28 protein-coding genes and 1 pseudogene are annotated in these 21,728 nt (G+C 52.9%); 2 read left to right on the top strand and 27 right to left on the bottom strand.

The window, feature by feature from the left end:
• From BEG40_RS20915 to BEG40_RS20815, 21 genes are all read right to left on the bottom strand, one after another.
• A partial coding sequence (locus BEG40_RS20915) for a hypothetical protein (RefSeq protein ID WP_105286052.1) occupies window positions 1-247 on the bottom strand: 247 nt, incomplete at its 3' end.
• 60 nt (window positions 248-307) lie between these two features.
• Window positions 308-880, bottom strand: a complete 573-nt coding sequence (locus tag BEG40_RS20910) for a tail assembly protein (protein ID WP_000847665.1) — start codon at window positions 878-880, stop codon at window positions 308-310.
• Complete coding sequence (locus BEG40_RS20905; RefSeq protein ID WP_105286051.1) at window positions 877-1,620, bottom strand: C40 family peptidase; 744 nt, start codon at window positions 1,618-1,620, stop codon at window positions 877-879. The genes BEG40_RS20910 and BEG40_RS20905 overlap by 4 nt, the downstream gene beginning before the upstream one ends.
• Before the next feature lie 5 nt (window positions 1,621-1,625).
• Window positions 1,626-2,324 (bottom strand): phage minor tail protein L, encoded by a 699-nt coding sequence (locus BEG40_RS20900; protein ID WP_001152511.1) that lies wholly within the window; start codon window positions 2,322-2,324, stop codon window positions 1,626-1,628.
• A complete protein-coding gene (locus BEG40_RS20895) occupies window positions 2,324-2,653 on the bottom strand; it encodes a phage tail protein (RefSeq protein ID WP_019842037.1) in 330 nt (109 codons plus the stop codon). Before BEG40_RS20895 ends, BEG40_RS20900 begins: the two co-directional genes overlap by 1 nt.
• Complete coding sequence (locus BEG40_RS20890; protein WP_105286050.1) at window positions 2,650-5,211, bottom strand: phage tail tape measure protein; 2,562 nt, start codon at window positions 5,209-5,211, stop codon at window positions 2,650-2,652. The genes BEG40_RS20895 and BEG40_RS20890 overlap by 4 nt, the downstream gene beginning before the upstream one ends.
• Entirely contained in the window at window positions 5,204-5,638 is a 435-nt protein-coding gene (locus tag BEG40_RS20885; RefSeq protein WP_105286049.1) for a phage tail assembly protein T, read from the bottom strand. Before BEG40_RS20885 ends, BEG40_RS20890 begins: the two co-directional genes overlap by 8 nt.
• A complete protein-coding gene (gene gpG, locus BEG40_RS20880; RefSeq protein WP_000479153.1) occupies window positions 5,620-6,042 on the bottom strand; it encodes a phage tail assembly chaperone G in 423 nt (140 codons plus the stop codon). Before gpG ends, BEG40_RS20885 begins: the two co-directional genes overlap by 19 nt.
• A 15-nt stretch (window positions 6,043-6,057) precedes the next feature.
• Window positions 6,058-6,798 (bottom strand): phage tail protein, encoded by a 741-nt coding sequence (locus tag BEG40_RS20875; RefSeq protein WP_105286053.1) that lies wholly within the window; start codon window positions 6,796-6,798, stop codon window positions 6,058-6,060.
• A 7-nt stretch (window positions 6,799-6,805) separates the two neighbouring features.
• Window positions 6,806-7,201, bottom strand: coding sequence for a phage minor tail U family protein (locus BEG40_RS20870; RefSeq protein ID WP_000683145.1), 396 nt, complete (start codon window positions 7,199-7,201; stop codon window positions 6,806-6,808).
• Window positions 7,198-7,776: a phage tail protein gene (locus tag BEG40_RS20865; protein WP_105286048.1), complete on the bottom strand. Its 579-nt coding sequence runs from the start codon at window positions 7,774-7,776 to the stop codon at window positions 7,198-7,200. The genes BEG40_RS20870 and BEG40_RS20865 overlap by 4 nt, the downstream gene beginning before the upstream one ends.
• Before the next feature lie 11 nt (window positions 7,777-7,787).
• Window positions 7,788-8,141, bottom strand: coding sequence for a head-tail joining protein (locus tag BEG40_RS20860; RefSeq protein WP_000752979.1), 354 nt, complete (start codon window positions 8,139-8,141; stop codon window positions 7,788-7,790).
• A gap of 11 nt (window positions 8,142-8,152) precedes the next feature.
• Complete coding sequence (locus tag BEG40_RS20855; protein WP_105286047.1) at window positions 8,153-8,551, bottom strand: DNA-packaging protein FI; 399 nt, start codon at window positions 8,549-8,551, stop codon at window positions 8,153-8,155.
• Window positions 8,552-8,592: 41 nt separating this feature from the next.
• Window positions 8,593-9,618, bottom strand: coding sequence for a major capsid protein (locus BEG40_RS20850; RefSeq protein ID WP_000063252.1), 1,026 nt, complete (start codon window positions 9,616-9,618; stop codon window positions 8,593-8,595).
• A 55-nt stretch (window positions 9,619-9,673) separates the two neighbouring features.
• The gene (locus BEG40_RS20845; protein ID WP_021544893.1) at window positions 9,674-10,006 is read right to left on the bottom strand and encodes a head decoration protein; all 333 of its coding nucleotides are present in this window, start codon (window positions 10,004-10,006) and stop codon (window positions 9,674-9,676) included.
• A 9-nt stretch (window positions 10,007-10,015) separates the two neighbouring features.
• The gene (locus BEG40_RS20840; protein WP_105286046.1) at window positions 10,016-11,335 is read right to left on the bottom strand and encodes a S49 family peptidase; all 1,320 of its coding nucleotides are present in this window, start codon (window positions 11,333-11,335) and stop codon (window positions 10,016-10,018) included.
• Window positions 11,316-12,917 carry a phage portal protein gene (locus BEG40_RS20835; protein ID WP_105286045.1) on the bottom strand — a complete coding sequence of 534 codons (1,602 nt, stop codon included), beginning with the start codon at window positions 12,915-12,917 and terminating at the stop codon, window positions 11,316-11,318. The genes BEG40_RS20840 and BEG40_RS20835 overlap by 20 nt, the downstream gene beginning before the upstream one ends.
• Window positions 12,914-13,120, bottom strand: a complete 207-nt coding sequence (locus BEG40_RS20830) for a phage head-tail joining protein (RefSeq protein WP_000198149.1) — start codon at window positions 13,118-13,120, stop codon at window positions 12,914-12,916. The genes BEG40_RS20835 and BEG40_RS20830 overlap by 4 nt, the downstream gene beginning before the upstream one ends.
• Window positions 13,117-15,042: a phage terminase large subunit family protein gene (locus tag BEG40_RS20825; RefSeq protein WP_042013698.1), complete on the bottom strand. Its 1,926-nt coding sequence runs from the start codon at window positions 15,040-15,042 to the stop codon at window positions 13,117-13,119. The genes BEG40_RS20830 and BEG40_RS20825 overlap by 4 nt, the downstream gene beginning before the upstream one ends.
• Window positions 15,017-15,562 carry a DNA-packaging protein gene (locus BEG40_RS20820; protein WP_105286044.1) on the bottom strand — a complete coding sequence of 182 codons (546 nt, stop codon included), beginning with the start codon at window positions 15,560-15,562 and terminating at the stop codon, window positions 15,017-15,019. The genes BEG40_RS20825 and BEG40_RS20820 overlap by 26 nt, the downstream gene beginning before the upstream one ends.
• Before the next feature lie 264 nt (window positions 15,563-15,826).
• Window positions 15,827-16,072: a hypothetical protein gene (locus BEG40_RS20815; protein ID WP_000122986.1), complete on the bottom strand. Its 246-nt coding sequence runs from the start codon at window positions 16,070-16,072 to the stop codon at window positions 15,827-15,829.
• A 657-nt stretch (window positions 16,073-16,729) separates the two neighbouring features.
• Between BEG40_RS20815 and iss the strand changes: the two genes are divergently transcribed.
• On the top strand, window positions 16,730-17,023 hold the full coding sequence (iss, locus tag BEG40_RS20810) for an increased serum survival lipoprotein Iss (RefSeq protein ID WP_000738423.1): 294 nt from the start codon (window positions 16,730-16,732) through the stop codon (window positions 17,021-17,023).
• 31 nt (window positions 17,024-17,054) lie between these two features.
• Here iss and BEG40_RS22410 read toward each other — a convergent pair whose 3' ends face one another.
• The 5 genes from BEG40_RS22410 to BEG40_RS20780 form a co-directional block, all read right to left on the bottom strand.
• On the bottom strand, window positions 17,055-17,516 hold the full coding sequence (locus tag BEG40_RS22410) for a lysis protein (RefSeq protein ID WP_010354578.1): 462 nt from the start codon (window positions 17,514-17,516) through the stop codon (window positions 17,055-17,057).
• Entirely contained in the window at window positions 17,513-18,010 is a 498-nt protein-coding gene (gene rrrD / locus BEG40_RS20800) for a lysozyme RrrD (RefSeq protein ID WP_021550628.1), read from the bottom strand. Before rrrD ends, BEG40_RS22410 begins: the two co-directional genes overlap by 4 nt.
• Entirely contained in the window at window positions 18,010-18,225 is a 216-nt protein-coding gene (locus BEG40_RS20795) for a class II holin family protein (protein WP_000839583.1), read from the bottom strand. The genes rrrD and BEG40_RS20795 overlap by 1 nt, the downstream gene beginning before the upstream one ends.
• Window positions 18,226-18,413: 188 nt before the next feature.
• The gene (locus BEG40_RS20790; protein ID WP_001146308.1) at window positions 18,414-19,145 is read right to left on the bottom strand and encodes a helix-turn-helix domain-containing protein; all 732 of its coding nucleotides are present in this window, start codon (window positions 19,143-19,145) and stop codon (window positions 18,414-18,416) included.
• A 351-nt stretch (window positions 19,146-19,496) separates the two neighbouring features.
• Entirely contained in the window at window positions 19,497-20,456 is a 960-nt protein-coding gene (locus BEG40_RS20780) for a YbgA family protein (protein ID WP_000592547.1), read from the bottom strand.
• Between the two features lie 192 nt (window positions 20,457-20,648).
• Here BEG40_RS20780 and BEG40_RS20775 point away from each other — a divergent pair, with 192 nt between their 5' ends.
• Window positions 20,649-21,173 carry a lipocalin family protein gene (locus BEG40_RS20775; RefSeq protein WP_000780582.1) on the top strand — a complete coding sequence of 175 codons (525 nt, stop codon included), beginning with the start codon at window positions 20,649-20,651 and terminating at the stop codon, window positions 21,171-21,173.
• Between the two features lie 154 nt (window positions 21,174-21,327).
• Here BEG40_RS20775 and BEG40_RS20770 read toward each other — a convergent pair.
• Window positions 21,328-21,672, bottom strand: a pseudogene (locus tag BEG40_RS20770) (antiterminator Q family protein); the annotation flags it as partial.
• Window positions 21,673-21,728: the final 56 nt, after the last annotated feature.

Raw genomic sequence — 21,728 nt, 5'->3', positions numbered from 1 at the left:
ATTCAAATCCCTCCGGCGGTGTCTGCTCCTGCTCACCTGCCCGGAACACCACCGTAACACCGGAGATATTGGTATTCCCCTCACTGTCCAGCACCGGTGTACTGTTCAGCAGCACGCTTTTTAATCCATCCACCGGACCTTCAACCGGCTCTTCGCTGATGGCATCGATCACACTCAGTAATTGCGTGGATTTCAGGTTGTCCTTCGCTTCGCGCGGGGTATGCCCCTTACTGCTGCCTTTACCCATTCGTCATGCTCCATAAACGACAAAACCGCCCGCAGGCGGTTTCACATAAAATATTTTGCATCATCGACCAATCACCACAACCTGACCACCGTCCCCTTCATCTGCCGTGCTGATCTCCTGAGATGCCACACGTGACCCCACGCGCATTTCACCGTACAGAACAGGCAGGACATTGCCCTGGGCAACCATGTTATCCAGTGAGGAGAAATAGGTGTTCTGCTTACCGTTATCCGTTGTCTGTGTGCGGGGAGTTCTGGCTTTCGGTGCCAGCATCTGAGCCACACCGCCGAGCACCATACTGGCACCGAGAGAAAACAGAATGCCGGTCATACCACCGGCACCAATGGCAGCCCCCCATGCTGCAAGGGTGGCTCCGGCGGTAAAGAATGATCCGGCAATGGCGGCTGCTCCCAGGACAATCTGGAATACACCACCTGACTTGGCCCCGGCGACTCTGGGAACAATATGAATCACAGCGCCATCAGGCAGAGTCTCATGTAACTGCGCCGTTAACCCGGACGTGCTGACATCCCGCCCGGCAATCCGTACCTGATACCAGCCGTCGCTCAGTTTCTGACGAAACGCCGGGAGCTGTGTGGCCAGTGCCCGGATGGCTTCAGCCCCCGTTTTCACACGAAGGTCGATGCGGCGGCCAAATCGTTGTAAATCCCCGTAAAGGCAGATGCGCGCCATGCCCGGTGACGCCAGAGGGAGTGTGTGCGTCGCTGCCATTTGTCGGTATACCTCTCTCGTTTACTCAGTTGTTCAGGAATATGGTGCAGCAGCTCGCCGTCACCACAGTAAATGGCGGCATGATTCGGCACCGATGAACCAAAACAGCACAGCAGCACATCGCCCGGTTGTGCTGATGACAACGGCACCTGATACAGCCCTGTGGCCTCCAGATTATCCAGATAGAGATTCTGACCGTTACGCCACCAGTCATCCTCGCGATGAAAATCCGGCATCTCAATCCCCGCCAGATGATAAGCATCCCGGAACAGCGTGTAACAGTCCGTCACCCCGTGCTCAAAGCGCCGCCCGGTGAGATGCGGCACACAGCGGAACTTATGAATCGCCCCCCGGCAGACCAGCCACCACGGCAAATCACTCTGCACCTGCAGTCGCCGGTCGGCCTCACTCAGCCAGAGCAGACCACCGGGATGGCTGTGCACCAGCGCCACAATCTCACCCTGCATTTCTGCCCGCAACCAGTCCTCCGGCGACATCCGGAAATACTCCTCCGGCTCACCAGAGATATTTACGCAGGGAAGATATCTGTCTCCCTCCGGCGTTCTCACCACGAAGCCGCACGACTCCGCTGGCGCACATCGCCGGGCGTGCGCCAGAATCGCTGATTCTGTCTCTGTCATGGGATTTACTGCGAAAGTTTGTTAATGGAAAGGAAGCCGCCAAAGTTGCCGACGTTATTGCGAAACTTACAGCCACTCAGGCATTTGCTGCATTTATCCTTCGTGATATCGGACGTCGGCTGGTCATATTCATCAGCGACAGCCGGACCGTTATAACCGCACTCATCACCGCGATAGGTCCAGGTGCAGGTGTTGGCCAGCATGATGCGCCCCGGAAAAACAGCACCATCCGTTTCCGTTGGTGTGGACAACACAAAGGAGGCACTGACCGCGCTCAGTTCGCTGCACTGCTCGATGCGCCAGCGGCTGATCACCTCCTGCTCCGGATCGGCATCACTGTTTCCGTTGACGAAGTTCACCGCATCCAGAAAACGGGCGTAAACCTTACGCCTGACCACCGTTCCGCCGACCAGACTCTGCAGATCTTCCGCCATCCCGGTGACCATGCCGTACAGGTTAGAGACTGCCAGCGTGGGGCGCGTACTGGTGCCTTTGCCATTCAGTTCAAAACCACTCCCCTGAATGGGATACGCCAGATACTGCCGCCCCTGCCAGGTAACCGGCTCACCTTTTTCGTTCTGCTCATTACAGAAAAAATAACGTTCACCACCGACCTCTGTCAGATCGATTTCCCAGAGCACCACGCTGGCCGACTGCTCCGCACGGGTGCATTCATTCAGTGTTTCCTGCCGGATATCCTGCATCAGTTCACCACCTGTTTAAACTCTGCGCTGAACTCAACACGCAGCATACTGACCCGCGACGTCCATTTTGCGCAGATCACCTTTATCTGCCGCCAGTCATAAGGCGGCGTCCACAGAAAGGCTTTCCAGCCTCCGTGCTCTGCCAGAAACGATTCCAGCGCCGTGGCCTCCCAACGGGGGACAGAAATCGTCACGCTGTACGTTTTCAGGTTGGCATTCAGCCCGGCAGGCGCGCGCTGGGAGTAACCATCACCAAAGCGCACCTCCCTGACGGAAGGAGTCGAAGCCACATCCATACCCGGTTTCACTTTCCAGCGGAAGGTTTTCATCGTCCACCTCCAGAGAACAGACCACCATCACGCATCTGCCCGGTCACAACATCCATTGCCGCCTTACGGGCTACGTCATAAACCGCCTTCAGCGCCTGTGGCCCTATCTGACCGTTCGTGCCGTCGTTGTTAATCACCACATGGTTATTCTGCTCAAACTTCCCGGACGCCTGCGACCGACTGTCCGCCATGCTGCCCGGTGTACCGACATAACCGCCGGTGGCATAGCCGCGCATCAGCCGGTAGAGATTCCCCACGCCAATCCGGCTGGTTGCCTCCTTCGTGAAGACAAATTCACCACGGTGAACAATCCCGGCAGGTTCATATTTGCCACCGGTTCCCGTAAATCCCCCGGTCGCAAAATGGAGTTTCGCAGCAGCGGCCTGAATGGCTGTACCACCTGACGCTGATGCCCCGCCACCGGTAGCACCGCCAATGGCGCTGCCGATACTCCCGACAATCCCCACCATTGCCTGCTTAAGCAGAATTTCTGTCATCATGGACAGCACGGATCGGGTGAAGCTACGCCAGTTCTGTTCACTGCCGGTCAGCATCGCCGCCATATTTTGCGCAATACCATCAAAGGTCTGCGTGGCTGCACTTTTTACCTGCGACATACTGTCCGTGGCGCTCTCTTCCCACTCACTCCAGCCGGACTTCAGGGCTGCCATCCAGCTCCCGCGAAGCTGGTCTTCAGCTGCCCAGGTCTTTTTCTGCTCTGACATGACATTATTCAGCGCCAGAGGATTATCGCCATACTGTTCCTTCAGGCGCTGTTCTGTGGCTTCCCGCGCTGCCTGCCGGTCAGTCAGCCCCCGGTTTTTCGCCTCAATGGCTACCCGTTTTGCCCGTTGCTGCTGTGCGAATTTATCCGCCTGCTGCGCCAGCGCGTTCAGGCGCTCCTGATACGTAACCTTGTCACCAAGTGCAGCCAGCTGGCGTTTGTACTCCAGCGTCTCGTCTTTATGCGCCAGCAGGGATTTCTCCTGTGCAGACAGCTGGCGACGTTGCGCTGTCTCCTCCAGTACCGCGAACTGACTTTCTGCCTTCCATAAATCCCGGCGCTGCTGGCTGATTTTCTCATTCGCTCCGGCATGCTTCTCCAGTGTCCGGAGTTCTGCCTGAAGCGTCAGCAGGGCAGCATGAGCACTGTCTTCCTGACGATCGCCCGCAGACACCTTCACGCCGGACTGCTTCGGCTTTTTCAGCGTCGCTTCATAATCCTTTTTCGCCGCCGCCATCAGCGTGTTGTAATCTGCCTGCAGGATTTTCCCGTCTTTCAGTGCCTTATTCAGTTCTTCCTGACGGGCGGTATATTTCTCCAGCGGCGTCTGCAGGCGTTCGTAAGCCTTCTGCGCCTCTTCGGTATATTTCAGCCGTGACGCTTCGGTATCGCTCTGCTGCTGCGCATTTTTGTCCTGTTGACTCTGCTGCTCAGCCTTCTTTCGGGCGGCTTCAAGCGCAAGACGGGCCTTTTCACGATCATCCCAGTAACGCGCCCGCGCTTCATCGTTAACAAAATAATCATCCTTGCGCAGATTCCAGATATCGTCCGCTTTCTTAAACGCGGCCTCTGCCTTAATCAGCATCTCCTGCGCGGTATCAGGACGACCAATATCCAGCACCGCATCCCACATGGATTTGAATGCCCGTGCTGTCCTGTCTGCCCAGGTTTCCAGCGTGCCCATGTTCTCTTTCAGGCGGCGGGTCTGGTCATCAAACCCTTTCGTCGCGGCCTCGTTCGCCGCCTGCAATGCCCCGGCTTCTTCGCCGGAACGCTGCAACTGAGCAACATACGCAATCTGCTCCGCCGTCACGTTATGGAACTGGCGCGCCATCGCTGTCAGCCCCGACGTCGGGTCAGTGGTCAGCTTCCCGAAGGCTTCAGCGACCTTGTCCACCTCCACGCCGGATGCAGAGGAGAAACGCGCCACACTCTGGCTGATGGACGCAATCTGAGCCTCACCGCTTACCCCCGCCTTAACCAGTGCGCTGAGTGACTCGCTGGTCTGGTTAAACGTCAGCCCTGCCGCCTGCCCGGCTCTGGACAGGACCAGCATACGATCTGCCGTCAGCCCGGCCTGATTGCCGGAAAGGACCAGCGTTTTGTTGAAATCGGACAGGGTTGAGTTGCCCTGATACCAGGCATACGCCAGCGCACCGGTCGCCACCGCCAGCGAGGTGACCCCCACCATCGGCAGGGTGATCGCACCGGCAAGCCCCCGGAACATGGGGATCATCCCGCCGAAGGAGTCCTTCACCTGACCCCCCTGTTGCAGCAGGATCAGCCACGGACTTTGCCCGCCTGCAAGCTGCGTGGCCACGTCAGTGAACTGCGCAGGCAGCATACGCATGGCGGCTTTATACTGCCCGACGGAAATTCCCGCTTTCTGTGCAGCCAGCGCCTGCCGGTTCATCGACTGTTCAACGACTGCCGCTGTTTTTTTCGCATCACTTTCCGTACCGGAAAAATGACGCCTGACTCTGGCCATCTGCTCGTCAAATCTGGCCGCATCCAGACTCAAATCAACGACCAGATCGCCTACCGGTTCAGCCATACCGGACTCCTCCTGCGATCCCTTCTGATACTGTTATCAGCATTACGTCATCCTCCGTCATGTCCGCCACATCCGGGGAAGTAGGGATAACTTCATTCCCGTCCGGGCCAAAGCGGACACCTCCGGCAAGCCCTGCCGCTTTCTGCATCAGCACATCATCTTCAGGCTCTTCGTCAGCCTCACGCCGGTTCAGCAAACTGAAATCCAGCGGATGCATATCCGGATCGCTGAAAAACAGGCTGAGCACGGTGTACGTCAGCCCGGAAAAGTGCATATCCAGCAGAACATCATGAAAATAATGGGTACTGTAAAAGCGGTGCCAGTCGGCATACTCCGTGGATGACATCCCGGCAAGCATGGCACGCCAGTCGGGTCGCCCCATCTCACGCGCCAGTTTCAGGGCAAAACTCAGCTCACCGTCGAACACTTTCCCGCAGAAACAGGCTCTGCAGGCCCGGCGTCCTCTGTCTGTTCAGGGGCATTATTCACAACAAACTCATACATACCGGACAGCCGGTACACCACGTTTTCAGCATGAGAAATTGCCTCTGTGGGCCAGGTGGTAAGCACTTCCTGCTCAATCTGTTTAACGGCTTCATTCATGGACGGCATCTGCGTCTTCTGCGGATGGTTATGCCACAGGGACATCGCCACCAGAAACGCGCCGGTTCTGATGGCGTCTTCCACAGTAAACTTCCGGTTGCTGTCTGACTCCGCCTGTTCTGCCTGCCGTTTCATCAGAGCGAGATGCTCAATACGCTGCAGGGCTGACAGTTCAGAAAGCGTGACGGTCACACCGTTATGTTCAAATGATTCGGTTTTCAGGAACATCTCTGACTCTCCGGATTAACTGGCGGTGACGGTAATTTCTGCAACCGCAGCAAATTCACCATTACCGGATACAACCGGAATGTTGACCTTGCCTGCAGCAACGCCGTTCACGGTGATGGTCATACCACTGACCGACACGGTGGCTTTTGTTTTATCCGCAGACACCGCACGAAAGCTCTTGTCGGTTACGCCCTCCGGCTGGAAGGCCACGGTCAGCGTGGTGCTCTGCCCTTTCACCACCGAGGTGCTGGCAGGCGTCACGGTCATGCCGGTTGCCGCTGTTACCGTGCTGCGATCTTCTGCCATCGACGGACGTCCCACATTGGTGACTTTCACCGTGCGGGTGATCACTTCCTTCGCCGTCACCGCCTTACCGATACTGCTGACCCAGCCACGGAACACATCGACCGTGCCGTTCGGGAAGCGGATTTTATAGGCACGGGTATCGCCTTCATTAAACCACGCCAGCAGCGCCTGCTGCCCCTGCTCTCCGGGCATCCACGCCAGCGTGAAGCTGGTATCTCCGGCAGATTTCTGCCCCTGCCCGGTCGCAGTCCAGTCTGCATCTTCATCATCGAGATAGCTGTCGTCATAGGACTCAGCGGTCAGTTCGCCGGGCGTCAGGTCTTTAACTTTTGCCAGACGCGACCAGTCAACGTCTGAAAGCGGATTCGCATAAGGGTCACCGTTCCCCTTATAAACCCACAGTGTGATCCCGGCACCTTTCACCGGCATTACTGGATTTGGTACAGGCATAGCGTCCTCACATTTCATAGGTAATGACATAAGTCAGATCGGCTGAACTCCACAGGCCCGCATCATCGTCGCGCCGGTAGTCATAGCCACTGGCCACCATACTGGTGATCAAATCTGACAGTGCCGGGATATCGCTCATCACCGGATAAATCCGGGACTCCATCCACGAATCCAGCTCTGAATCCGGCACCTGAGCAGGCAGGAAAACTTCAATATGCAGCTCCGCCTGCCAGGTATCGCTGTCCAGCTCTTCGCCCGTGTATTCAGCGCCGGTGAGATAAACGGCAATTGCCGGAAAATCTTCCTCATCAAAAACAGCGGGGCGACCATCAAAAAGCGTCGCCCCTGTATCATGCTTCTCCAGTGCATCCAGTACGGCTGCACGGAGTTCAGTATGTTTCATCGCTTTATTACCATTCTCAGTTGATGCTGCAGCGCATAGCCCAGCTCTTTCGGAAGACGCTCACGCCGTATCCGCTCAATATTCTGTTTAAACGCCGTGGTCAGTGGCACCGCCATCGGGATTTTCACCACATCAATGGGGTAACGGTTTTTCCCGGCCACACGCTGCATGACATGCCACCGGCCATTTTTCAGTTGCTGAATAAACGCGCCGGGAATACGACGGTTACCCACCACAAGCACGCTGCCGCCACCTTTCAGGGATGAACGCTGCCCCTTTTTACGACGCCTGCGGCGGGACAGGACAACCCGCGCATTCCCCAGCTTGATTACGGGCAAATCCCCCCGGTTAACCTTGATTCTGGCCTGCGGATTTTTAACCGTGGCCCTTTTCAGCCTGGCCCTTTCCTTTACCAGTTTCCGGCGTACCTTTGTCTCACGGGCAACCTGTGACGCAGACTGCGATATCGCGGATGAAGCAACGCGGTTAATGGCCATTGCTGACGCACCAGGCACCGCCGTTTTGCTGATACAACTGAGGTTTTCAACGGCCTGCTCAAGACCTTTTATGGCCATACATCCCCCTTTCAGCGGCGACGGTTAACGGCAGGCGGTACGCCCCGTCCAAGCCAGAGATGACAGCTTCCGCCATCATCCGGCGAAACCCGATCTACCCAGAAATTTTCCTCACCGATGGTCAGCGTGTCTCCACGCCGCAGCTGCCGCACCTCATCAGTCCGGACAAACAGGGACGGGCTGGAGCCTTCAACGCGCACGCCCTGTCCGGCATAGCTGATATTTTCAGGGTCATCAAAAACACCACGTATCACCGCACCTGACTGCTCACCGGATGTAATGGTGGCTGACGTTCCCATGTACCCGCGTATCGTTTCATCGGCGCGGGCAATGGCAGCATCGAACAGGTTATCGAAATCAGCCACAGCGCCTCCCGTTATTGCATTCTGGTCAGGCCACGTTCTGTCATTTCGGCTGCCACACCGGCAGAGACACGAAACGCCGTTCCCGGCAGCACAAATGCCACAGGTTCATCCCGCGTGGCGTGAAGTGCATCAGTATGCAGCGTCACCATTGCCACGACCGTGACCAGTTCAGCCGCATCCTGAATCATGGTGTCCGGCTGCGCTGATACCACCTCATTTTCATGCCCGGTCAGCACATTTTCCGGGCTGAGAGGGGTGTCCTGACCGGCAGTGTCATCCGTGTCATCAAGCTCCTCTTCCAGCTCTGCCACACGGAGCGCCAGTTCTTCTTTCGTCCCCGTCAGGCTGACATCACGGTTCAGTTGTTCACCCAGCGAGCGGAGACGGGCAATCAGTTCATCTTTCGTCATGGACTTCTCCACAGAGAGACAATGGCTCCGAAGGGCCATGATTACGCCAGTTGTACGGACACGAACTCATCAGGGTCAGCCAGCAGCATCAGCGGTGCTGACTGAATCATGGTGAACTCACGCGCCGGATCGCCGGTGGTCACCCAGTTTTTCGGGTAACGGGCAGAGGCGTTAATGCCTTCGCGCTGTGCGTCCGCATCCTGAATGCAGCCATAGGTGCGCAGACCGCGTGCCTGAGTGTTCCCCAGCACCATCGTGTTGTCCGGCAGGAAGTTCTTTTTGACGCCGTTTTCCACGTACTGTCCGGAATACACGACGATGGCCACATCGCCATACATCCCCTTATAGGACACCGCTTTACCCAGGTCTTTCACCGCTGTCTCCAGCTCGGAATGAGAGCCACGACGGGTATCCAGCTTCTCCTTGACGGCTTTGAAGGAACGGAACAGCGCCCAGCCTTTCGGATCAAACACGATGATATTCACCACACCGCTGGCGTTCAGCGCGTAGGCTTCGATATCGTCGGTCGGGTCATACGTGGACTTGTCACGCTTGCTCCACTCCGTGCCGCCGGACTGCGTGATGTTATTCGCCGCACTGCGGCCCATATCCACCTCAACCGGATCGAAGGCTTCACCGGTCATGGTGTATTTGCCTTTAAGCACGGCAGAAACTGCCTGCATCTCTTCGACCTGGGCAATGGCCAGCTCTTCATCACGCATGTTCTGCATGATGATGCGACGGCGACGGTAAGCCGGGTCCGCCAGATTCTGCGGATCTTCATCCGGCAGGCGACGCAGGGTCATCTGCGGATTCACTTCATGCTTGGGTTTGACATATCCCGGCGTAAATTCAGAGGTGGAGCCGCCACGGGAGCGGATAACCTCACCGGAAACAATCGGCGAAACGTACAGCGCCATGTTTACCAGTCCAGGAATTTGTGAGAGATAGACCTTCTCCGTGGTGAAGGGATAGCTCTCACGGAAAAAGAGACGCAGAAACAGCGGATCAAACTTAAATTTCTGCTCATTTGCCGCCAGCAGCTGGGCGGTTGTGTACATCGACATAAAAAAATCCCGTAAAAAAAGCCGCACAGGCGGCCTTTAGTGATGAAGGGTAAAGTTAAACGATGCTGATTGCCGTTCCGGCAAACGCGGTTCGTTTTTTCGTCTCGTCGCTGGCAGCCTCCGGCCAGAGCACATCCTCATAACGGAACGTGCCGGACTTGTAGAACGTCAGCGTGTTGCTGGTCTGGTCAGCAGCAACCGCCAGAATGCCAACGGCAGCACCGTCGGTGGTGCCATCCCATGCAACCAGCTTACGGGTGGAGGTGTCCAGCATCAGCGGGGTCATTGCAGGCGCTGTCGCACTCAATCCGCCGGGCGCGGTTGCGGTATGAGCCGGGTCACTGTTGCCCAGCGGCTGGTAATGGGTAAAGGTTTCTTTGCTCGTCATAAACATCCCTTACACTGGTGTGTTCAGCAAATCGTTAACGGCATCAGATGCCGGGTTACCTGCAGCCAGCGGTGCCGGTGCCCCCTGCATCAGACGATCCAGCGCAGTATCACTGCGCGCCTGTGCACTCTGTGGTGCTGCGGCCAGAATGCGGCGGGCCGTGTCCACGGTCATTCCGGGGGTTTCTGCCAGAACGCGCGCCTGTTCTTCGCGTCCGTGAGCCTCCTCACAGTTGAGGATCCCCATAATGCGGCTGTTTTCTGCCGCAACCGCTGCGGTGATCTGCGCGTTCACGTCCGGTTGCGCCGCGCTGGCGTTTTCGCCCTCCGTCGCTGGCACCACGTCAGTAACGTCAGCCTGCGAAGCAGTGGCTGAAACAGTTGTTGATTGAGTCTCTTTGGTCATTCGCCCTCCTGAGAGACGGGATTTACGTGCATCCAGTGCATCACGCATGACGGTGATCGCATCGGTGCTGTTAACAAGTTCATCAGCCAGTCCGGCATCAATGGCCTCCTGACCGCTGTACACTGCAGCCTCTGTATCCAGCACAGCCTGCACGGACAGGCCGGTATATGCCGACACCTTCTGCGCAAACATCTGGCGGGTTGCGTCCATCCGGGACTGCAGTGTCTCCCGGACGTCATCCGGAAGATGGCTGTAGGGGTTGCCATCCACCTTATGGCTGCCGCTGTAAATCAGCGTGATTTCCACGCCCTGTTTCTCCAGCGCAGCACCGTAATTACTGTGAGCCATCATGACGCCGATGGAGCCTGTCCGGGCGGTCTGCGTGACCAGACGCCGGGAGGCGGCGCTGGCAAGCAGCTGACCTGCACTGCAGTTCATGTCGTTGGCCAGCGCCCATACAGGTTTTATGTCACGCGCACGGGCGATGATGTCAGCGCAGTCAAATGCCCCTGCCACCATTCCGCCGGGCGTGTCCATATCGAGCAGAATGCCGTCCACCATCGGGTCACTGGCAGCCTGTTGCAGACGGGCGATAATGCCGTTGTAACCGGTCATCCCCGAATAAGGCTGCAGCGCCCGCGTCCGGCTGACCAGCGTACCGGACACCGGCAGCACGGCGATGCCGTTCATGACCTGATAACTGCGGGCCTGTCGTGGTCCGTCACCATCACCGGCTAACGCCAGCGTCGCGGGTGCCTCTCCGGCAGTCAGGCTGTCGCCGGACACCGCATCCGTCAGGCGGCTGATCCCAAGCTGGCCTGCAAGCGCACAAAAGAAAACCCGCGAATAGGCGGGTTCAAGCATCAGCGGCTCATTAAAGGCCATGCTGGCAATATGCGGGAGATTACGCAGCACTGCTGTCACTCTTCTCCTCCTCTGTTGATTGTCGCAGCCCGGATTCAAATGCCGCAGCCGCCCAGGTGGGCGGTTTAAGACCAGCCGCGCGGCGCTCCATCGTTTCACGGACCTGCTGGGCAAAAATTTCCTGATAGTCGTCGCCGCGTTTTGCGCACTCTTTCTCGTAGGTGCTCAGTCCGGCTTCTATCAGCATCACCGCTTCCTGTACTTCTTTCAGACCATCGATGGCCATACGACCGGAGCCTATCCAGTCGCAGTTCCCCCAGGCACTGCGGGCTTCCTGAAAGCTGAAGCGCGCTTTTGAAGGTAACGTCACCACGCGGCGAACGATGGCCTCTTCCAGCCAGCACAGAAACATCTGGCTCGCCTGACGGGATGCGACGAATTTTCGCCGTCCCATAAAGTGCGCCCACGACTCGTTCGCGCTGGCCCGTGCCGTGGAGTAGCTCATCTGGGCGTAATTCCGGGAAAGCTGCTCATACGAGACACCCAGCCCGGCTGCGATATAGCGCAGCAGTGACTGCTCAAACACGGAGTAGCCGTTATCCGTGTCCTGAGCCGTCTGCAGGTTCAGTGAGTCACCCGGCATCAGGTGCGGCACTTTTGCGCCTCCAAGCCGGACCGGTGCTGCGGCGTAATACGCGGCAATTTCACCAATCCAGCCGGTCAGCCTTTCCCGCTGCTCCTGACTGTTCGCGCCCAGAATAAAATCCATCGCTGACTGCGTATCCAGCTCACTCTCGATGGTGGCGGCATACATCGCCTTCACAATGGCGCTCTGCAGCTGCGTGTTCTGCAGCGTGTCGAGCATCTTCATCTGCTCCATCACGCTGTAAAACACATTTGCACCGCGAGTCTGCCCGTCCTCCACGGGTTCAAAAACGTGAATGAACGAGGCGCGCCCGCCGGGTAACTCACGGGGTATCCATGTCCATTTCTGCGGCATCCAGCCAGGATACCCGTCCTCGCTGACGTAATATCCCAGCGCCGCGCCGCTGTCATTAATCTGCACACCGGCACGGCAGTTCCGGCTGTCGCCGGTATTGTTCGGATTGCTGATGCGCTTCGGGCTGACCATCCGGAACTGTGTCCGGAAAAGCCGCGACGAACTGGTATCCCAGGTGGCCTGAACGAACAGTTCACCGTTAAAGGCGTGCATGGCCACACCTTCCCGAATCATCATGGTAAACGTGCGTTTTCGCTCAACGTCAATGCAGCAGCAGTCATCCTCGGCAAACTCTTTCCATGCCGCTTCAACCTCGCGGGAAAAGGCACGGGCTTCTTCCTCCCCGATGCCCAGATAACGCCAGCTTGGGCGATGACTGAGCCGGAAAAAGGACCCGACGATATGATCCTGATGCAGCTGGATGGCGTTGGCAGCATAGCCGTTATTGCGTACCAGATCGTCTGCGCGGGCATTGCCACGGGTAAAGTTGGGCAGCAGGGCTGCATCCACACTTTCACTCGGTGGGTTCCACGCCCGCAACTGCCCTCCAAATCCGCTGCCACCGCCGTGATAACCGGCATATTCGCGCAGCGATGTCATGCCGTCCGGCCCCAGAAGGGTGGGAATGGTGGGCGTTTTCATACATAAAATCCTGCAGGTCCCCTGCGTCGCTGTGTCATGCCGGTCTGCACTTCCAGCTCTGCAATATATTTTTTCAGGTCAGACACGGAAGTGGCCGTAAACTCCACCCTTCGTCCGTCTTTCTGTACTGTTGCCACCCGTTTACCTGTCATCAGGTCATGCAGTGCCGCACGGGCAGCGGCAAGTTCTTCCTGTCGCGTCATTCATCCTCTCCGGATAAGGCACGGGCGTAATCTGCCAGTGTTTTCTTGTTGGTTGCTGCACCATCCTCTTCCTGCAGGCTCGCCAGCAGCGCACTGAGATCCAGCTGCCAGCGGGAAATACTGATGCGCAGCGCCGCCAGCGCATAAACGAAGCAGTCGAGTGCCTCATTGCGTCGCTTTTTGCTGTCCCACAGTATTTTTTTCCTGCCATCCACCCATTTTTCGACCTGCTCTTCAGCAGTCAGCTGCTGCGCTTCGGTCAGATCAAAAATATCCGGGTTATTCGGGAAGTGAACGGCACCGGGAAGCGGTTCATCCCCTTCCGGCGTCAGTGTGAAGCGGTTATAAATCTGCTCTTTCGCGGTATCCGTACCGATTTCGGTAAGGTAAACCCCGTTTTTGTTTCGCTTACGTGGCATGCTGGCCACCGGCTTGCCGTAGACGGATGCCCCTTTAATGGGGATCACCCGGAACAGCCCATGTTTTTTCGAGCGTTCATACACAATGGTCGGGTCAATCCCGCCAGTATCCCAGCAGATACGGGATACCGACATTTCTGCACCATTCCGGCGGGTATAGGTTTTATTGATGGCCTCATCCACACGCAGCAGCGTCTGTTCATCATCGTGGCGGCCCATAATAATCTGCCGGTCAATCAGCCAGCTTTCCTCACCCGGCCCCCATCCCCATACGCGCATTTCGTAGCGATCCAGCTGGGAGTCGATACCGGCGGTCAGGTAAGCCACACGGTCAGGAACGGGCGCTGAATAATGCTCTTTCCGCTCTGCCATCAGCTCGGCATCCGGACGTTCACCGATTTTCGCTTCCCATGTCTCACCGAGCGTGGTGTTCACGAAGGTTTTACGTTTTCCCGTATCCCCTTTCGTTTTCATCCAGTCTTTGACAATCTGCACCCAGGTGGTGAACGGGCTGTACGCCGTCCAGATGTGAAAGGTCACACTGTCCGGCGGCTCAATCTCTTCACCGGATGACGAAAACCAGAGAATGCCATCACGGGTCCAGATCCCGGTCTTTTCGCAGATATAACGGGCATCAGTAAAGTCCAGCTCCTGCTGACGGATGACGCAGGCATTATGCTCGCAGAGATAAAACACGCTGGCGGGATCATCCGGCGTCCATTTGAGGCCAAACGGCGTCTCTTTATCGCCAAATTTAAGGTACTGCTCCTCCCCGCAGTGCGGGCAGGCAACATGAAAACGCATAAAATGCGGGGATTCACTGGCTGCACGCTCAATCTGGCAGGTGCCTCTCACTTTGGGCGTGGAACCTCGAATGGACTTTGGCCAGACCGAGCCTTCAATACGCTTATCGCCCAGGAACGTCGGAGAGCCTTCCTGTTCAATATCATCATCAAAGGCAGCAAGTTCATCATAACCCGCCACATCCACTGACTTTTCACGGTAGTTTTTTGCCGCTTTACCGCCCAGGCACCAGAAGCCACGACCATTGGTGAAACGCTTCATGGTGAGCGTGTTATCCCGGTGCTTTTTGCCATACCACGGAGCCAGCGCCAGCAGCGACGGAATATCACGGATGGTCGGCTCAACGTGGGTTTTCATGAAGTTTTCGGCATCGCCATCCGTCGGCAACCAGATAAGGGTGTTGCGCTGCTTATGCTCTATGAAGTAGGCATAAACACCCAACAGCATTTTGGAATAACCGACACGGGCAGACTTCACCACATTCACCTCACGGATGTAGTCGCTGCCCATCGCATTCATGATGGCCCGCTGAAAGGGCAGTGTTTCCCAGCGCCCTTCCTGGTATGCGGATTCTTTCGGGAGATAGTAATTGGCATCCGCCCATTCAACGGCGGTCTGTGGCTCCGGCCTGAACAGTGAGCGAAGCCCGGCGCGGACAAAATGCCGCAGCCTGTTAACCTGACTGTTCGATATATTCACTCAGCAACCCCGGTATCAGTTCATCCAGCGCGGCTGCTTTGTTCATGGCTTTGATGATATCCCGTTTCAGGAAATCAACATGTCGGTTTTCCAGTTCAGGAAAACGCCGCTGCACCGACAGGGGGATCCCGTCGAGAATACTGGCAATTTCACCTGCGATCCGCGACAGCACGAAAGTACAGAATGCGGTTTCCACCACCTCAGCGGAGTCTCTGGCATTTTTCAGCTCCTGTGCGTCGGCCTGCGCACGCGTAAGTCGATGACGTTCGTACTCAATAGTCCCTGGCTGGAGATCTGTCTCGCTGGCCTGCCGCAGTTCTTCAACTTCCCGGCGCAGCTTTTCGTTCTCAATTTCAGCATCCCTTTCGGCATACCATTTTATAACGGCGGCAGAGTCATAAAGCACCTCATTACCCTTGCCACCGCCTCGCAGAACGGGCATTCCCTGTTCCTGCCAGTTCTGAATGATACGGATACTCGCACCGAAAATGTCAGCCAGCTGCTTTTTGTTGACTTCCATTGTTCATTCCACGGCCCAAAACAGAGAAAGGAAACGACAGAGGCCCAAAAGTTCGTTTTCAGCACCTGTCGTTTCCTTTCTTTTCATAGGGTGTTTTAAATAAAAACATTAGGTTACGGCGAAGAAGAACGGAAACGCCTTAAACCGGAAAATTTTCATAAATAGCGAAAACCCGCGCGCCTTCCGCCCCGTAGCCTGCCGGATCGCTGGAAAGGACCCAGCTACTAGCGAATGCCAGTAGCCAAGGTGGGCTGCGGGCTTAATTTAAAGCGGTGTGATTTGCAACCATTCAGACGCACTAATCTCAAAGCGACGTCCGTTAGACAACTCGATAATCACGGGTAATTCACCTAGCTCCAGCCAGGCGTTTTTTTCCGTTGGAAAACTAACAGTAGAGATCTGGTAATCCGATACGCTTTCAGCCAGTCGGCAACTTTTAAACACATCACCAAGGGCGGACGCGAAGAATTCATTTAGCTCATATTCAATCTGCTCTTTAGCTGCTGTCATGTTTCTGTCTCATCAACTTGAATAGGGTAATCAGGAATGGATGCGAACTACAGGTCGTCTGCACCATCTTTCAGATTAAAGCAGCGCCACATTTCGTCAGGGTCAGTATTAGCCGACATCTCGCGCACCTGATTAATATTTGGCGATATTACAACAGGCACTCAATGAATGCATGTTGTAAGCCTCTCGCTCAGGAGCACTGAATCGTTCCATTATTGAATTAAATTTATGCGACTCTTTCATCAAAACCTCCTGACAAAGATACCGTGCGACCACGGTCGCACGCTCCTGAATACATGCCCTGTTTCTTCCACCCTCGCACAGGGCTGGCGAGCATGAGGGACAAACCCGCGAATCATAAACGCGGTAAAAACCCGGTGTGCATCGTTTTTGATTATTCCCACACACTCACGCAGAAGGAATTCCCCGTCGGGCTACGGTCATGGTTAATGCAGGAATACGGCGACGATACAGCGCAGCTAAAAGGGTAATGGACAGAAAGAGCGGTTTATTTCATTCCACAGGATTCTGAGTGCCCCCCTCCTCCAATAGGCTGAGCATCCACCTATATAGTTTTAATTTTCATCAATCCATTTAACTATCGTTTAATTGTTGTCACATAGGATTCTGCCGTTTTTAACAATGCAGGATAATAAGATGAAAAAAATGTTGTTTTCTGCCGCTCTGGCAATGCTTATTACAGGATGTGCTCAACAGACGTTTACTGTTGGAAACAAACCGACAGCAGTAACACCAAAGGAAACCATCACCCATCACTTCTTCGTTTCGGGAATTGGACAGGAGAAAACTGTTGATGCAGCCAAAATTTGTGGCGGCGCAGAAAATGTTGTTAAAACAGAAACCCAGCAAACATTCGTAAATGGATTGCTCGGTTTTATTACTTTAGGCATTTATACTCCGCTGGAAGCGCGTGTGTATTGCTCACAATAATTGCATGAGTTGCCCATCGATATGGGCAGCTCTATCTGCACTGCTCATTAATATACTTCTGGGTTCCTTCCAGTTGTTTTTGCATAGTGATCAGCCTCTCTCTGAGGGTGAAATAATCCCGTTCAGCGGTGTCTGCCAGTCGGGGGGAGGCTGCATTATCCACGCCGGAGGCGGTGGTGGCTTCACGCACTGACTGACAGACTGCTTTGATGTGCAACCGACGACGACCAGCGGCAACATCATCACGCAGAGCATCATTTTCAGCTTTCGCATTAGCTAACTCCTTCGTGTATTTTTCATCCAGTGCAGCAACATCACGCTGGCGCTGCTGCATGTCAGTAATGGTGGCGTTCGCCTGGCTGAGTTTTTCCTTCGCTTTATCGCGCTGGTCTTTGTAGGAGATGGCGTTATCACGGTAATAATTGACTGCCCATGACAGGCTGACGATGATGCAGATAACCAGAGCGGAGATAATCGCGGTTACTCTGCTCATTTCTGCCCCCACAAACAGATTTCACGCTCAATCTCACGGCGAGTCATCAGGCCTTTCCATTGCTTACCGCCAGCGTATGTCCAGCGACGTAGCTGATCACATACGCCTTTGATATCGCCCTGGTTTATTTTGCGAAGAAGCGTCGATGTTCTGAAATTTCCAGCACCCACGTTGTAAACGAACGAGTAAAGAGCACCGCGCGTTGTTTCCGGTATATCGACTTTGATGTACGGGTTAATTTGTCTGGCGACCGTGGCAAGGTCTTTATTCAGGAGGGTTTTGCATTCTGCTTCGGTATACGTTTTACCGAGCATAATGTCTTTTCCGGTGTGCCCGTAACATACAGTCCATACGCCAACGATATCTTTATATGGTATGTAGCTGACACCTTCCAGACCATCGTCACCACTCGGACCAGTGATGAGCACAGACGCTATGGCAACAGCCCCACCACCAATAGCAGCTGCTACAGCCTTGCGTAATGATGGCGACATTATTCACCTCTCGCAGCCTTACGCTTATCTTCTTTAATCTTGAAATAAAGGTTTGTCAGATAAGTGAGAAAACCCAACACAAGGCTTCCAAGCACTCCAATCGCCGCCCACTGTGACGGACTGACCTGATCAAGCCACTGTAAAAACCAGTAGCCAGCACTGCCTGCAGAGGTGCCGTAGGCAATGCCCGTTGTTAACTTGTCCATGGATTTCATAGCCTCACCTCCGCGAATAACGGATGGTGTACACGGTTCGGAACGAAGAGGAAAGGTATAGAAGTTACATTAGCGTAAGGCTTGAACATCTATTCAAAAAGAAAAACGCCAGCGATTATTCTGACGTAGCTGAAAGCATCATACAATTATCAAATACGAAAATTACAAAATCATTAAAACGCATCACGTTACATCATGTCTTTTTCTAAAAAAAATCTTGATGAATATTGATGGGGAGGAACACCAAAATATCTTCTGAAAACACTTACAAAATATGACGTGTTTTCATAACCGCATATCTCAGCAACTTTTCCAACAGAATATAAATTGTAGCTTAATAACCTTTCCGCCATCACCATTCGCTCTTCAAGAATTAATTTACTAAATGATAAGCCTTCGTGCTTTAATTTTCTTTTTAACAGACTTTCACTCAGATACAGTCTTGAAGATATATCACAAAGTCTCCATGCTGCAGATATATCCGTGTGAATAATAGCCTTAACTTTACTTCCTAAACTATTAAGACATCCAAATAAAAAACTTTGCACTATTTTCTCTGAAGATAAGATAGCAAGACATGCAAGTGATATTTGATTTCTAACAAAATCCACAGTTCTGCCATCACAATTCAAGCATGCAATCAAGTTCTTTAACAATGAAAAATCTTCACATTCCACCATCAAGTATGCCGGATAAAACCTTCTTACAGAAAAAGGTGAGAGTGTGTTGCTTTTAAAGAAATCATTAACTGTTTTCTCTTCAACATCTACGATCATTACATGATCTATATTTGATGAAAAAAAATCTTTCAAATTGTAATCAATGAGAACAGCACTTCCTTTTTTAAACAAAATATCTTCTTTACCAATTCGGACATCAAACGAGTTCAACACCAAAATGATAGAACATATGTATGGCATATTATCCACCTGATATCATTGGGGTTACACCAGGTAAGTATAGGTGGAAAATCAATATTCGCCAGTTCAACAATAAGGAAAATCTCATTGCATCACAAGTATAAAATTATGTATTTAACTCACAAAGACAAATTATTAAACCAATCTGTTATATTATATATAGCTGCGTGGAATCATAATATCATATATTTTGACTGGCATGTTTACCAAATTTAAGTTGCATCTCAATGGTTTCTTCAGCGTAAACAGAGTTTTTATACAAACTGACACTCTGGGTATCATAGTGTAGTTTTTACGATTGTAAATATCCTGTATGCAGGAACTCATCCTTTTGGATGATATCGCATACAATTAATTTACCATCAGTCTTAGAGCCAGTTCGTCCGGATAGGGATCGAAGTAATTCTGTGTAAGCAAGTAATCATTAGGATACTCACCCAGATAATGCTTCAGCAGAGTCAACGGCGCAAGAAGAGGTAATGTGCCAGAACGATAGTTAAGTATAACCTCGCTCAACTCTTTACGCTGGCGTGTACTTAAGTAGTTACTAAAATACCCCTGTATATGCATCAGCACATTCGTGTGATTTTTACGTGATGCAGGTTTTCTGAGAATCGCCATCAGCTTATCACGATACACCTCAAAGTATGATTCAAGATCCGCCCACTCGTGTATTGCAGCCACAAATGGTCCCATATCTTTATAGCCTGTCTGACTATGCGCCAACAACTGAAGCTTATAACGACTATGAAAAGCCAATAACTCTCTTCTTGATAATTTCTCCTTGTAAAGGTGATTGAGCTCATGCAAAGCAAAAACTCTTTCAACAAAATTCTCACGAAGCACTGGATCATGTAATCGCCCATCCTCTTCAACCGGTAGCCAGGAAAACTTTTCCATCAAAGTGCTCGTAAATAGTCCCACTCCATCTTTACGACCTCGATTACCATTTTCATCATAGACACGCACGCGCTCCATGCCACAGCTGGGAGATTTAGCACAAACCACAAACCCCGATACATCCTTTAATTTGTCCATATAAGAACGACTAAACTCTGTCATTCTCTCTGTCACATCCTCATTCTGGTCGTGGCTGAAACACATCCGTATATTTCCTTGCGTCGAGCGCACAAGACGTAGAGCAGGACGCGGAACTGGCAGCCCTATAGCCATTTCCGGACATACTGGTCTGAATGTTACCCATTCCACTAATTTGTCCATTAAAAAGTCAGCTCTTTTGTGACCACCATCAAAACGAACAGCAGAACCGGCCAAACAACCGCTGATTCCAATCACAGGTTTTTTTATCATATCCTCCCCCTTGACTAATTCATTAACACATAAACTGTGTAGTGCACGGAATAAATTGCCTTTCTGGCGTCATCACTGACAATTTTTCTGTTATGGACTATTCCTAATATAGTATGAAAGTTCTTTAAGTGATCGGTCGTAATCATCTATCTTTCATACTTACTCTCAACTATCAAAAGTACAGGATTTATTATGAAGTTATGGCCTGTGTTGACTGGCATTGCGCTCTCTTTCACTCTTATAGCATGTAAGGCCCCGACACCACCTAAAGGTGTGCAGCCGATTACAAATTTTGACGCCAACCGCTACCTCGGAAAATGGTATGAAATAGCTCGCCTCGAGAACCGGTTCGAACGTGGTCTGGAACAGGTCAGCGCTACTTATGGAAAACGGAACGACGGAGGGATTCGTGTACTTAACCGTGGATACGATCCAACGAAAAATAAATGGAGCGAGAGCGAAGGTAAAGCATACTTTACTGGAGATACTAAAACTGCAGCGTTGAAGGTTTCGTTTTTTGGCCCCTTCTATGGTGGCTATAATGTAATCAAACTGGATGATGAGTATAAGTATGCTCTTGTCAGTGGTCCGAACAGAGAATACCTATGGATTCTGGCAAGGACCTCAACTATTCCAGATAAAGTAAAAGCAGACTATGTGCGAACCGCTCAAAAGTTGGGATTCAATGTCAATGAATTATTATGGGTTAAACAATAAAATCCCTACCCGAAATGATACTTATTAGAAAAAACCAGCCTTTGGGGAGGCTGGCTAAATCAGGAAACAAGCTGTTATATGATAATAACTACGTTGCGATTCCAACATTTAAAATGTTAGACTAATGACAATCAGACAGCAACTTTTCCTTTAATTATTTCGAACAATCAGCATCCATCTCCAATCGGAGATCCAACACCATCAGCATACCCTCCACTACGCCCTCAGCTTTCTGGAGCATCCTGCCAACCCAACAATCAGATCGCCCATGCTTACGTGCAAGCGCCATAAAAGTCATGCCGCCGACATAATAGTCCACCAATAAATCATGCAAATCGCTGTTGTTCTTTTTCAGACGGGCCATGCACCCGCAAATGATCATCGCGTCATCGTCACAACATTGTGGGCGAGATTTTACTTTTGAAGGAATTAATCCCTTAAAACCGGCGGCAATGGACGACCAGGTCACATCTTCATGATTATTAGCCGCCCACGCTCCCTAGACTGGCCCCCTGAATCTCCAGACAACCAATATCACTTAAATAAGTGATAGTC

Origin of the sequence: Escherichia sp. MOD1-EC5495 (genome assembly GCF_002965965.1) — a bacterium.
In the GTDB taxonomy this organism is placed as follows: Bacteria; Pseudomonadota; Gammaproteobacteria; order Enterobacterales; family Enterobacteriaceae; genus Escherichia; species Escherichia ruysiae.
This window is presented reverse-complemented; position numbering and strand designations above follow the sequence as displayed.